Source organism: Chitinophaga costaii, assembly GCF_900094705.1.
GTDB classification, from domain to species: Bacteria; Bacteroidota; Bacteroidia; order Chitinophagales; family Chitinophagaceae; genus Chitinophaga; species Chitinophaga costaii.
This window is the reverse complement of sequence record NZ_FMAR01000020.1, coordinates 1-13,867: the sequence shown is the minus strand read 5'-3', so window position 1 is coordinate 13,867 and position 13,867 is coordinate 1. Positions and strand designations below refer to the sequence as shown.

Genomic DNA, 13,867 nt, shown 5'->3' with positions numbered 1-13,867 from the left:
ACTATTTACATCAACAGCTTATTCTTGGGATGTCTTAAAAAGGTTAATGGTTTTATTTGTAATGATGGGTTTGGCCCATATGCCAATGCTCAAGATGTAGGTCATGGTAACAAACAGCACGGCCATGCCGGTTCTTAGCCCGGCCATGTCGCCCACCCAGCCTACAAGCAAGGGCAGCAGTGCGCCACCAATAATACCTGTAATGAGAATGCCGGCAAAGGAGCCGTGATGCTCATCGATAGAGTTAAGTGCCAGTGAAAAAATTACCGGATACATCACGGAGGCAAAGAAACCTACCATGGGAAAAGCCACCCTGGCCACCTGACTGCTGCCATACAAGGCTGCGGCAAAACTAATGATGGCCAGCACGGTAAAGCTGATGAGCACCTTGCGGCTGTCCATCACCTTTAATAAAAGTAAGCCCAACACGCCCCCGGCCGTCATCAATCCCCAGAAATTGGCCACGGTATCGGCACCCACCGTTTGCGGATCGATGTGATGGTAGGTAAACAGGAATTGCGACATCCAGTTATTCAGGCATTGTTCTGTACCCACATAGGCGAAGATGCCAAAGAAGTATAATTGCACCACCGGTTTTTTAAACAAGGCTATGTGGGTATTGATAGAACCTACCACCTCATCGGCGCTCAGCACTACTTTCGGGAACCGCGACAGGAGCAGGATCAGCATCATCACCAGGCATATTACTACAAACAGCCAGTACAGCGATACCCAGGGCAGTGCCGGGGGTACTACGTGTTGCAAAGACACCAGCCAGCCAGCGGTGGGCGCAGGGTCTTTTAAACGCTCCACCAGCCAGGAATATAGCTTGGGACTTGCAAAAGAAGCCAGCCCGAAAATAAGTTGGGCCAGTACGGAGTTAAAAGCATAATGCTCCTCCCCGCCCGCCGCGCGCAGCAAAGGATTGATCACCACCTGCAACATGGCCATACCACCGCCTATCAGGAAAAGCGAGCCTAGCGCCGTGCCATAGTTTGGCCAGAAAGCCAGCAACAGGGAGCCTGCAAAAGCTACCGCGAAAGCAGTGACCATAATTTTCTTTTCCTTGTATTTTTCCAGCAGGATGCCTGCGGGAATAGATACAATGCCGTAGGCGATGAAAAAAGTGAAGGGGAGTAAGCCCGCCTCACTTAGTTTAAGCTGAAACCCGTTGATAATATCCGGCACTAGCGGCCCGGTGATATTGGTCAAAAGGGAGATCACGAAAAACGTAAGCATGATCAGGCCTACGATATAATAGCTGCGCTTCATAGTTCGAGCAATGTTTGAAATTTTAATTGGCATTCCATCCACCAACGGTTACCAGCGGCTGTTGCCCATGCAGGTCTTTGGTATACACATAACCCTGTAGAATAATGGTATCGCCTGGCAGTAAGGTCACATCATTTTCCGACCAGAATACAGGACCTACCGGCTCTTTGGTCGCTGCATTCCGGATGTCTACATGGGTCATAAATGCCAGGTGCGACGAAGGGTTGCTTAGTTGCACGGATACTTTGGTTTGGCCATGCAAGGCCGTGACCACGACGGTGTTGTTTAGCTTTACAGGGGGCAGTTCCTGCAGGGCGGAAAGGTCGGCATATTCGCTAATGGGTGTAATGTACCAGTTGCCACGTTTAGTATTCAACACGTCTTCCTTGGTAGAAAGTGCATAGAAATTACGACTTACTATTTTGCCTTTTTCATCTTTTAATTGCAGGTTTAGGAACCAGGTATTTCCTGCCACGGCAATAGATGGTATTTCAAACAGGGATAATGATTGCTGCGCAGTGAGCCCACTGATAGGTATTTGCTTTTCAAATATCATATTCAGCTTCGGATCGTAGCCTGTGGCAATGGCGGTATAGGCTACGGTAGTTTGGTTAGTATTGTTCAGTACCGTAACGGCGTGTTTACCGTAATCGTAGGCCATGTGCACTGGCTCATTTGCTTTCTGTGCGCCATAAAACGCGCCAGTGGGCAGCAGGTAATAATCATACAACTGCCACCAGAGTTTGGGCCAGGCAGAATTGTACATCCACTGGATTATGCCAGTAGCTTTAAAGCGATTGGTTTCAAAGGCTTCGTACATGGCACGCATACCCTCGTAATTAAGGTATTGTGCTTTGCGGAGGTAATCGGTGAGGTCTTTGGCTTTGCCCAGGCGCATATCCATGGCACTATCATAAGCAGTGAGATTATGAAAATCGCCTTTGGCAGCATGAAACATCCAGGCGCTGCTTACCGGCCACAGGGAGTCGGGGTCTATCATTTTCTGCAAAGTTTCCAGCACAGGTACCTGGGGGCCGGGACCGGTTTCGGTATTGAAGCCGAAGGCCCCGCCCAGGGTAGTATCTATATACCAATAGTCGGGCGGCACATAATCATAAGGGCCTCTCATCTTTACCGCACTGGGGCCGGTAAGGGTGCTGGTATGTTCCTGAGCAGAAGATAATACGGGGCGGGTGGTATCGTATTTTTTCAGGATGTCAATGTATTGCTGTTCCAATGCAGGACGGGGAATTTTATCGCTGCCATACATCCACACGCTTACGGAAGGATGGTTGCGCAGCCATATCACCTGGTCGCGCCAGGAAGTAGCGGCAATGTACATTTGTTCCGGCTTGCTGATGGCACCATAAAGATCATCCGGCACGCCGAAGAAATTGCTCCACTCCCAGCCGGCGCTGTAGCCTATCATGATGAGCAGGCCCTTTTCATCGGCCAGGTCGTAGAGGTGGTGGTTATTGCCCCAGAAGCCTTCCATGCGGATGGTATTCAGGTGCATTTGTACTGCGTAGTCCATGCCGGCTTCTTCATAAGCCGTATCGGCGTCCAGCAGCATACGGTCTGCCCAGCCACCGCCTTTGATGAGGATATTTTTACCATTTAGCTTGTACCCTCTCCTTCCTTCTGGCGTAAAATAATCGGTAACAGAACGGATGCCGAAACGCAGGCGGGTGCTGTCTTCTACGGTTTTACCATTTACGAAGGATAGCCGCAGGTGATACAGGGCTGGCTTGCCCAGGTCTTGTGTCCACCAGATGCGGGGATGGGATATTTCCAGTTGCTTATACTGTGCGGGGGTAAATACTACTTCTTTTGTTTCACCGGCCTGTAAACTTACGGGCTGTGACAGGGCAATACCGCCGTCTATACTGCCTTTTAGTATACCCGTAACCGTTTGTTTGCTATGGTTGGTAAGCAGGGCGCTGATGGTAAGCGCGGCTTTATTTAATGTAGCGGTATCCAGGCCTGGCGCTACAAAGGGCTGGGTGATGGATACGGCGCCGCTGGTTATCAAATGCACATCTCGCCAGATGCCCAGGCTATGGTCTGGCGGGGAAGGATTCCAGTCTACGAAACCCAGTGTAGGATCGCCCGGGCCGGGCCGGGTAACTTTCACGGCCAGTATATTTTCTCCCGCTTTAAGGTAAGGCCCCACTTCGAAGGTAAACCGGCGAAAGCCGCCCCGTACACTGTCTGCATCAGCCAGTAAATGACCATTCAGCCAAATGGATGCGCGATAGTTAATGCCATTAAATTCCAGCCTGGCAGCGCCTTTCAGGGCAGCGGCGGGAACGGAAAAGGTATTACGGAACCACCATGGATGAGCAAAGAGGGTATCCGGAACTTTCTCCAGGTTATTGCTCATGAAGAGATCTTTGTATTGGCCCAAGGCTACCAGGCCACCCATTACGGTGCCTGGCACGCGGGCCGGGTACCATTTATCCGTATTAAAACCGGGCGCTGCCACCTGTTCATCTGTAGCGCCCGTGCTATCAGACGACTGCATGTACCAGTGCTGGTTTAAGATTTTATCCTGAATGACAGGTATGGCTTGCTGGGCCTTGCTTTGCAGGCATAACATCCCCAGGAACAATAGTGAGAAGCATGATTTCATAAATGATCGTGTAAGTGATGATATGGTAAAGTAAGGAGTGGTGATTGATAATAGTGGAGCGCGCTATGGTAACTTATTGGTGGAGCAAACAAAACTGCGGAAGGTAAAAGAAGCAGGCACCGGGCGTTGCAGCCCGGCACCTGCGGGATATATTATTTCATTACATCAATAGTTCTGTTCCAAGGTAGGAACACCGTTCGAGGTACTCAGATCAATTTGCCGCTGTGGTATGGGGAAATACTCGCTTTTTCCGGTCACGAAGTGAGGGCTTAGGCCATTGTAGTCGGTAAGACCATTTTTCAATTCTGCCGTAAAGTAGTTATTCAGTGCATCTGATGCGATGCCCCAACGCACCAGGTCGAAGAAGCGATGACCTTCCATAGCCAGTTCCAGCTTACGTTCAAAGCGAATGGCTTTGTTAGCGTAATCTTTGGAGGAAAAGGCGCCAGCCGGATAAGGGCTGATCTTATAATTGGCGGCAGGCGTAGTGCTAAAGCCACCGGTAGGGTCATCATCGTTTTTGTATTTGTACACCCAGCTAACCGGGTTGGCAGCGCGATTGCGAACCATATTTACATACTCTTCTGCCTTATCTAAGGATCCAGCTTCTACTTCACATTCGGCAGCCATGAGCAATACATCTGCAAAACGGATGATCAGGGTATTAATGGCTGTACCGGGTGCCCATTCGCTAAAGTCGGCATATATATTCATGGTAGCCTGGCGATACATCATTTTCACCGGGGAATAAGGACCAGCATAACCAGGATCGCCTATCCAGTCAGGGCCTGGATGTGGGCCCCAGTCGAGGTAAGGAATACCACGACGGCCAGCCGTCCAGTCCAGCCGTGGGTCCAGCGGGCCATCATCGGGCGTAAAGGGACTGCTACTGGGAATACCTTTATCACTTTTTACAGCGTGGCTGTTGTAATCATCCAGGTAAGGCAATCCATCGGACGTAGTACGGAACGAGTTCACCAGGTCGAAAGATGGCTGGAAGAAACCGCAACAGGGTGCTATGATAGCGGGATAATTCAGCATATCTCCCTGGTTGGCATTGGCCGCCGTTACGGTACCATCAGCTACGTTGTTCTGTATGGCAAATACGGATTCCGAATTATTTTCCGTAGCGGCATCCCAGTTATCTTCAAAACGGGGTACCAACGCATATTTCAGGCCGTTGCTGGTTTCTCCGCTGTTGATCGCATCGGTAAACAGTGGCAGGGCGGCTGCATAATTTTTCTCATACAGGTAAGTCTTGGCCAGGTACACTTCTGCAGCGTATTTATTCACCTGTCCTACCTGTGGTTGTGTAGCCGGCAGGTTTTCCATGGCAAATTGAAAATCTGCTTCGATATTTGGATAAATCTCCTGATCATTTTTAATTGTAACGCTGGTAGAATCTTCCCCAACCCAGGGTACTTTTTTAAACATCTTGCGCAGATCAAAGAAATAATGACCACGCAGGAAACGTGCTTCTGCAGCCATTTCCGTTTTTTCTTCATCGGTCATATCCGTTACCTGGCGCAAGGTGGTGAGTACAAGATTACAGCGTTTAATGCCTTCATATGAACACACCCATTTGTCGTTATAGAAACTAAGGGTAGGATCTGACGTAAAAGCTGCTATGCGGAGCATATCATCCTGGTCGCCGCTGGTGCTACCTTTATGCGCATCGCCACCCACTAAAGCACCATAGATCCAGTTGTCTGGCGATACCGCAAAGCCGCCACCGCCATTCAGGTTAATCATATCGCCATTGTCGTTCTGTCCGTCCAACGCACCGTATGCACCTACCAGCAGGTTTGTTACCCCCTGTTTATTGGCCAGCACGTCTATGCCCAGGGTACCTGGCGGGTCATGTTTCAGGAAACTTTTGGAACAGCCGAATATTAGCGGCATGGCGGCAAGGATGGATATATAACTTAAACGATTTTTTATACGTTTCATATTCCTGATTTTAAAAGTAAAGAACTAAAAACCTACATTCAGACCTACCAGGTATTGCCGCTGGTTAGGATACCCCATATTGTCTACACCAAACCCGGTTACCCCGCCGCTCAGCTCTGGGTCCAGGCCGGAGTATTTAGTAATGGTAAAGAGGTTGGCAGCCTGTACATAAATGTGCACTTTAGTAACACCATACTTTCCTAACAAAGAAGATGGCAAGGTATAACCCAGTTGCATATTCTTACAACGGAGGTAACTACCATTTTCTATGTAATAAGAATTAGCCGTACCACCGGTGCTGAAGTAGGATTTCTCTTCCTGTTTCGGTGCTTTTGCATGGTGATTTTCATCTGTCCAGGAATTGTATAAAGCGGTTTTGCTTTTTGCGCTGGCAAAGTTGCCGTAAAAGTCGCGCCACCACAGTACGCTGTTCCAGATATCATTGCCCTGGGTGCCATAAAGTGTCATAGAGAAATCGAAACCTTTATATGCCAGTCCCAGGTTCAGGCCATAGGCAAAATCGGGATGGGGGCTTCCCAGGAAGGTACGGTCGTCGGGCGTAATCTGACCATCGCCATTCACGTCTTTGTATTTGAAACGGCCAATGCCTTCATCAGTTTCGTAAATGGCATCGGGGTCGCCATTTTTCCGGGCCTGTGCATCTGCATTATCAATATCTTCCTGGCTATTAAAGAAACCATCGATCTTGTAACCAAAGAATGCGGACGTAGGGTGGCCTACCTGGTTGCGGATAATGTTGCCCAGTCGGTCTTTACCTATATCAAAATAGTTGGAGTTGTCTGCCACTTTCACCACTTTGTTTTTGTAAGCGGTGAAGGTAATGGTGGCATCCAGGCGCAGGTCGTGTGCAATAGTGGTGTGGCCTCCCAGGGAGAGGTCTATCCCATGATTTTGCATACTGCCCACATTAATGTAAGGCGTGGTAGCCGTACCTACTAAGCCTGGCATAGTGGGATTGTACAGCAGGTCTTTAATATCCTTCTGATAGTAGTCGGCGCTAATATCGATGTGATCGCCCAGCAGGGTGGCGTCGAAACCCACGTTGGTATTAATATCCTTTTCCCATTTGGCCTGCGGCGCGCCAATTTGTGAGGGCTGGAAGCCTTCCACAATGCTGTTGTTTGTACCGCCCAGGTCGTAGTAGGAAGAGGTGCGTACGCCGGCAAAGGTGGTATAACCATTTGTTTGCGAGGGGTTCTGCTGATTACCCATGATACCGTAACTACCGCGGATCTTCAGATCGGTAAGCCAGGTAATTCCTTTCATAAATTTCTCATCAGAAATACGCCAGGCAGCACTTACAGCGGGGAAATTACCATACTTGTTATCTACAAAAACGGAGCTACCATCGCGGCGGATGGTAAAGCCGATCAGGTATTTATCTTTAAACGCATAATCTACACGGCCTATCAGAGAAAACAGACTGCGAATATAGGAATCGCTATAGTTTGTACGTAAACCGGAGCCGGTGCTCAGTGTTGGGTAAGGCGGATCGAAGCTGTAGTAATCTGAGGTGCTACCGCCTACACTGTTAGAGCGCGAATCGTTAGCTTCCGTACCCACAATTACTTTCAGATCATGGTATTTACCAAGCAGGCTGTGATAAGTAAGGGTATTGGTCCAGGTCCATTCGTGGCTATTATCGGCAGACTGGCTGTATTGATTGATCGAAAAATATTCCTTGTTTTCGTAGGTAGGATAGGAAAAGGAGTGTGCCCAGTCGGACCCTACATCGCCGCCAAAGCTGGTGCGGAGGGTAAATTTCTTGAACAGGTCTACCTCGGCAAATACGTTCCCAAACAAGCGGGTGGTAAAGCCCTTGTTGTTGCGGGTGCGGTATTGATTAGCCACCGGGTTTTCTGCATCACCCAGTTCGTTTCCACCATAAGAGCCGGCAAAATTACCTTTGATGTCGTACACTGGAATAATGGGCTGCTCGCGCATTACCATGGCCAGTATACCATCTGGACTTAACACTGCTACCTGTGGGTTATCTACCATAGAGAAGGCAAGATTTTCCCCTACGCGGATGTGATCTGTAATATTGTACGAAGTATTCGATCGCAGTGTGTAGCGTTTGTAGTAGGTATAGTCCAGGGTACCTTGCTGGTTAAAATAGTTTAGCGAGAAAAGGTAACTGGCCTTATCTGTACTACCGGTAGCCGTAAGGTTATGACTGGTGATGGGCGCATTTTTAAACACGGCATGGTACCAATCGGTACCTTGTTTATTAGCCCTGGTAATACGGTAAAAGTTGTTATACTCATCGAGGGAGGTATAGTTTGGGTTTACATTATACAAGGAAGGATCTACGCTGGGATCGCCTTCCATGGCACCTTTGGGCGCAATGTAGTCCGGGATTACCGGCGTGGTGCCATAGCCATATAGATCACTGCCGGGATTTTCCATGGCTTTCCAGCGCAGGTTGGCCATTTCCTGGGTATTGAGCGTATGCAGCACGTTACCACCCTTGGGATGTTGCACACCATAATAACCATCGTAGGTAATTTTTATTTTACCCCCGCCTCTTTTGGTGGTCACGATAATTACCCCGTTAGATGCCCGTGCACCGTAAATAGAAGCTGCACCCGCATCTTTAAGTACCTGCATAGAGGCAATGTCTGCCGGGTTTATGTCGGAAACATTACCAGTAGGTACACCGTCTACTACATACAGGGGGGTATTATCACCAAAGGTATTTACACCCCGGATGCGGATGTCTGGCTGCTGACCAGGCTGTCCACCACCTACCACTGTTACACCCGACGCCTGGCCTTGCAGTTGCGAGGTTACATCGGAAGTAGGTTGGCGGGTAAGCGCGTCCATTTTCACCACAGACACCGCGCCGGTAAGGTCTTTCTTTTTCTGGGTAGTATAACCGGTTACTACTACTTCATTCAGAGAACTGGAGCTTTCTTTAAGAATAAGATTAAATTCCAGTTGTCCGCGTATATTGATGGTCTGTGTTTCAAAACCAATGTAGGTCACTTCGAGCTGCTCACCGGTAGTACCGGGTGTTTGCAACTTAAAATGGCCGGTAATATCTGTTACCGTACCAATGCTGGTACCTTTCACTTTCACCGTTACACCGGCCAGGGCATTGCCCTTTTCATCTCTTACGACGCCCTGCACGGGGTCTTGCTGTATGGCTTCGCCGGAGCCGCTTAACTCCTTTTCGGTGACCATATAAAAATGTTCCCGCACTTTTTCAAAATGCAAGGGAAAGGCCTTCAATGCTTTTTCCAACGCCTCTTCGGGAGACTTAAAATCGTTGACGGCAAATTGTAGCTTCTTGCTTTTCACCAGTTCGCTTTTGTAGGCGATGGAAACACTGAATTTGTCTTCAATTTCCTGGAATGCGAACTTCAGCGTTACTTCCTCTGGCTGTGGCGCTGCCGCAGCAGGCAGGGCTTCGGCAGCCACTACCGGCTGATCTGCGCTGGCAGCCACTTGTCTGGCCAGCAACGAAGATGTTGGTAATAACAGGGCTAATGGAAACATTAGCATCACATGTACACCTCTTTTCATTTGGAGCAGGATTTTTTTTCGTTGCCTGTTATCTATCGCGCAGGTAATACCTACCGCGAAATACCGCCGGCAACAACTGTTAAGTAAATAGTCACAAACAGCACGGTACAAGACACCGGTTATATAAACCACGTGTTGTGCAACGCCATGTAACTGTTAATGCAAATAATGATTCTATACTGCCAGACGTGAAGCCGGCGACCTTGGTTGATTGATTACAGGTAAATAATTATTGTTTTTGGTTTAGTAGTATGTACTGTTTTATTTTATGCTAGTGGTATGCTGGCTTATTTGCCATTAATCCAAACGTCGTCCCCGCTCCTGCCTACTTTTACTTTAAATATCTTTCCCAATTGCATGAGCATGGTATCTGCATTGTATACGATGGGCATAGAACCGGAAATCTTACGTAGTAACAGGTTTTTATCTGATACAACCAGGTGCTGTCCGAACACCTGCTCCATAAATACGGCTGCATCAGCTAGGTTGTAATTATCCATTTCCAAGCGGCCTTTTTTCCAGGCTATATAAGTTGCGGTGAGTACCGTTGCTTTTGCATATTGCCCGTCTGCTTTATTATAGGTAAGCATTTCACCGGGTCGTAAATATAATTCGTGGTTGTTATTGGAGGAAGCTTCCCCCAGGTCCAGGCGTACATTACCTTCTTCCAGCACCACCTGCACCTGCTTGCCCATACTATTGATGTTAAACGCTGTACCCAGTACTGCCACCGAAACATTATCATAAGTGTGCACAGAAAATGGTCGTTGGCCTTGCGCGTGTTTTACTTTGAAGTAAGCTTCCCCGTCCAGCCACACCTCGCGGCGACCGGTATCTGTAGCGGTGTACAGCAAACGGGTATTGGCATTCATCGTAACCATTGTGCTATCTGGTAAATAGAAGTCTTTCTTTTCGCCATAAGCCGTGCGCAGGGCCAGCGTTTGCATAGGTGCTGCGCGCTGGGGATTGTGCAGCAGCATCCATCCCGCCGATACGGCAACCCCAAATAGTAAGGCTGCGGCATATTTCCAGGCACTTTTGTATCCTGTATATTTTGTGGTAGCTGTTATTTTAATGGAGGAATGTTGTTCTTCTTCCCCTATATGCTCCCAGAGCGTTTCCCATAGCCTATCCTGCTGGGCAGTATCCAGCGTGTAGGATTTAAAACCGATACCGCGCACTAAAGTGATGGCCAGTTGTATATCCGCTTGCTTTTCCGGATGTACCATACGCCATTGCTCCCAAAATCTGGAACCACCTTCCGGCCGGAGCACCCATTGCTGGAAACTCTCATCTAAAGCCAGTTCCTGTGCCGTATACGAAGCATAATCTTTTATAGCCAAGTGGGTGCATTTATTATATAGAGCCACCCACGGCCCTCATCTCATCAATTATTACAAGAAATATTTATTTTTTTTCAGCTGGATAGCATTTTTCCCGTGGTAGATTGGGAGTATAAAATGTGCGCATATAGTGTGGTAGCAGTTTTTAGCGCATCAGGCATATTGTAGTAGCAACAGGAATAATGGTAATAGCAACGCTTTTTTAAGTGCGCCGATAGCCTTAGAAATGGTATTATAAACAGAATCTATTTTCATCACCATCAATTCTGCCACTTCATCGTAGGACAGGTCCTGGTAAAAACGCAGGTAAATGGCTTCACGCTGGCGGCGGGTAAGGCCGGATAACGCACGCTGTAAGTCACGGATGCGGGCCGCAGCACTTTCATCGTTAATGAGCTGGTGTTCCCTGGGCAGGGTGCATTCCAGTTCAAAACTTTCCATATCCGGGCGGCTAAACCAGTTACGGTCGCGGTGCAGGGAACGTAATAGCCTGCGGCGCAGGCTGCTCAGTAAATAATAACGGATATTGCGGATGTTGGCAGATAAGTGTTCCCGGCTCTGCCACAAATCCTGGAAAAGATCTTGCAGGCAGTCTTTCACACGCTCGCCATCCGCGCAGAAGTGCATCCCATAATGATACAGGTCATCCACATGCTCCCGGTACAGCAGCGCAAACGCTTCCCGGTCGCCTTGCTGGAAACGCTCCCACAAGCTGATCCTGGAAGTGACCACCTGCATACCCGAAGGCTTTAGCATGTCTTGCAATATATTCTCCACTGTGACGGCATTTGGTTGATAATACAGGTGATGTCTATGCAATGAATTGGCCTGATAATGGATGAATAGCTTCTTTAAAACTTGCAAATTATTCTCAGAACTGCAAACAATTTAGCAATTTTATTTTCCTGTTTGCCTTTTTTATCCGTATTTTCCTATATCACTACGCAGTTCCCTTGCGCTATATGGTTTTAATTTTAATGCCAGGGAACGCCAGGTTTTTCACAGCCCCGTTTACCCCGCTCCCTGTTTTTTTGAAAACATAGTAATGCTTTTTATATGAAATCCCAGTTCTCCCAATACGTGGTATTACCCGGCAGTTATAAAAAACAACCCACCGGTATTCAGTCTAAATCCATCGGCAAAGACAGGCTGATCACGGTAAGCATTCGCCTGCAACCTAAAACACCGCTGCCAGACCTGCTTTCGGAAAACAATGCCCAATCTTTTGCGCCGCCCACCCGCGCCGCATTTTATGAAAAGTATAGCGCCCGGCCTGAAGACATACGGCAAATCACCGACTTTGCTCACATGATGGGTCTTTCCATAGTGAAAGCAGATGCACGTACCCGCACAGTACAGTTGCGCGGCACTTCATCACAGCTAGCGGAAGCCTTTAAAGTAAGCCTGCAACAGTATGAGCAGCATGGTAAAACATTCTATGGACGCAGTGGCAATATACAGGTGCCGCAGGAACTAGCTGGTATTATTGAAGGAGTATTTGGCCTCGACGACCGCGACGCTGCCACCCCCAAATTTCAGGCAAGACCCCACACAGCCACCACTACCTCCTTTAACCCAAACGAACTGGCCACACTCTATCATTATCCCCAAGACGCCACTGGCAAGGCACAAACGATTGCCATCATAGAACTGGGTGGTGGTTACAAAACGGCAGATCTTAATAACTACTTTAAAGGACTTAACCGCGCGGTGCCCAAAGTGGTAGCCATATCAGTAGATGGTGCGCATAACGCCCCCACTACCGCAGATAGTGCCGATGGAGAGGTGCTGCTGGATATAGAGGTAGCCGGTGCCATTGCTCCAGACGCCACGCTGGCCGTGTATTTTGCACCGAATAGCGACCAGGGTTTTCTCGATGCCATCACACAAGCCATTCATAATGATACCTATCCACCATCGGTCATCTCCATCAGTTGGGGCGCCGCAGAAGTGAACTGGACCCAACAATCCCTGCAAAGCTTTAACAAAGCCTTCCAGGAAGCCGCCACCCTGGGCATTACCGTATGTGCGGCTGCTGGCGACACCGGTTCTAACGATAGTGTGAATGATGGCAAGGCTCATGCCGACTTCCCCGCATCCAGCCCTTATGTGCTGGCCTGCGGCGGCACAAAACTCACAGTGACCGATGGTAAAATAACCCAGGAAGTAACCTGGCACGAAAGCAACGACAGCGCCACCGGGGGCGGCGTTAGCGAGGTATTTCCCCTGCCCGATTATCAAAGTAAGGCCCAGGTGCCCGTGTCAGTGAATACGCAAAAGCCCGGTCGTGGCCTTCCGGACGTAGCCGCCCTGGCCGATCCCGAAACGGGCTATAATGTGTTGGTAGACGGACAACGCTTTGTCATTGGCGGTACCAGCGCAGTTGCGCCTTTGATGGCTGGGCTACTGGCCCTTATCAACGAAAAGTTGCAAAAAAATGCAGGTTTCATTCACCCCAAATTATATGCACAACCCAGCGTATGCCGCGATATTACGGAAGGCGATAACATTACCGTGGCCGGCAATAAGGGCTATCGTGCAGGACCCGGCTGGGATGCCTGCTCCGGCTTAGGCGTGCCGGATGGCACAGCGTTACTAAAAGCATTGGCCTAGTACTTAGCCACCTACGGCTAAGCTTCCATAAAGCATATGAAGCAGCGATTTACAGTTAGGAATACTACCTATTTTTTATAGCATGCATAGAGTGTCCCGTTGTTGGTCTTTAATTTAAATGGCCATAAGTTACTTTCCCGGCAATTCCCCCTGACCTATCCGGCGGTTAAATAAAATTTCCAGGAGCACCATCCTTAGGTAAGGTGCAATAATTGGCAGCACCTATTTTCCACCCATTACCTGCTAGGTTCTGGTAAACTTCCGGAGGGCTTTAAACTATATTCCATTTCTTTCCTTAGCCCTGAGCACTAAGCGTCCGCATGGTTTGGTGAAGGGGTGAGTGTAACTGCCAATCGAGTAGGAAGGTAGGGATTAATTCCCTACCTGTCCTCTCACACCACCGTACGTACCGTTCGGTATACGGCGGTTCCTTAATTTAGTTCCGAGCTTTCAGGTAACAGTCGGTCAGGGATACATACCCAGCTTCGGTGAGCCGTTCGTTAGTAAC

General features: G+C 48.7%; 7 protein-coding genes. 1 reads left to right on the top strand and 6 read right to left on the bottom strand.

Annotated features, from left to right (window positions below):
- Window positions 1-18: 18 nt before the first annotated feature.
- The 6 genes from GA0116948_RS19565 to GA0116948_RS19540 all read right to left on the bottom strand — a co-directional run bounded on the left by GA0116948_RS19565 (window position 19) and on the right by GA0116948_RS19540 (window position 11,502).
- Window positions 19-1,272, bottom strand: a complete 1,254-nt coding sequence (locus tag GA0116948_RS19565; protein WP_089715390.1) for an MFS transporter — start codon at window positions 1,270-1,272, stop codon at window positions 19-21.
- Between the two features lie 22 nt (window positions 1,273-1,294).
- Window positions 1,295-3,904 carry a glycoside hydrolase family 2 protein gene (locus GA0116948_RS19560; RefSeq protein WP_089715388.1) on the bottom strand — a complete coding sequence of 870 codons (2,610 nt, stop codon included), beginning with the start codon at window positions 3,902-3,904 and terminating at the stop codon, window positions 1,295-1,297.
- Between the two features lie 165 nt (window positions 3,905-4,069).
- The gene (locus tag GA0116948_RS19555; RefSeq protein WP_089715386.1) at window positions 4,070-5,854 is read right to left on the bottom strand and encodes a RagB/SusD family nutrient uptake outer membrane protein; all 1,785 of its coding nucleotides are present in this window, start codon (window positions 5,852-5,854) and stop codon (window positions 4,070-4,072) included.
- A gap of 24 nt (window positions 5,855-5,878) precedes the next feature.
- Window positions 5,879-9,403 carry a SusC/RagA family TonB-linked outer membrane protein gene (locus tag GA0116948_RS19550; protein WP_089715384.1) on the bottom strand — a complete coding sequence of 1,175 codons (3,525 nt, stop codon included), beginning with the start codon at window positions 9,401-9,403 and terminating at the stop codon, window positions 5,879-5,881.
- Window positions 9,404-9,690: 287 nt separating this feature from the next.
- Entirely contained in the window at window positions 9,691-10,746 is a 1,056-nt protein-coding gene (locus tag GA0116948_RS19545) for a FecR family protein (RefSeq protein ID WP_089715382.1), read from the bottom strand.
- A 153-nt stretch (window positions 10,747-10,899) separates the two neighbouring features.
- Window positions 10,900-11,502, bottom strand: coding sequence for an RNA polymerase sigma factor (locus tag GA0116948_RS19540; RefSeq protein WP_089715381.1), 603 nt, complete (start codon window positions 11,500-11,502; stop codon window positions 10,900-10,902).
- 300 nt (window positions 11,503-11,802) lie between these two features.
- Here GA0116948_RS19540 and GA0116948_RS19535 point away from each other — a divergent pair, with 300 nt between their 5' ends.
- Entirely contained in the window at window positions 11,803-13,359 is a 1,557-nt protein-coding gene (locus GA0116948_RS19535; protein WP_089715379.1) for a S53 family peptidase, read from the top strand.
- Window positions 13,360-13,867: the final 508 nt, after the last annotated feature.

What these genes read in the sequence shown, in the direction of transcription:
- GA0116948_RS19565 (WP_089715390.1), bottom strand. Translation starts at nt 1,272, where the DNA reads ATGAAGCGCAGCTATTATATCGTAGGCCTGATCATGCTTACGTTTTTC.
- GA0116948_RS19560 (WP_089715388.1), bottom strand. Translation starts at nt 3,904, where the DNA reads ATGAAATCATGCTTCTCACTATTGTTCCTGGGGATGTTATGCCTGCAA.
- GA0116948_RS19555 (WP_089715386.1), bottom strand. Translation starts at nt 5,854, where the DNA reads ATGAAACGTATAAAAAATCGTTTAAGTTATATATCCATCCTTGCCGCC.
- GA0116948_RS19550 (WP_089715384.1), bottom strand. Translation starts at nt 9,403, where the DNA reads ATGAAAAGAGGTGTACATGTGATGCTAATGTTTCCATTAGCCCTGTTA.
- GA0116948_RS19540 (WP_089715381.1), bottom strand. Translation starts at nt 11,502, where the DNA reads ATGCTAAAGCCTTCGGGTATGCAGGTGGTCACTTCCAGGATCAGCTTG.
- GA0116948_RS19535 (WP_089715379.1), top strand. Translation starts at nt 11,803, where the DNA reads ATGAAATCCCAGTTCTCCCAATACGTGGTATTACCCGGCAGTTATAAA.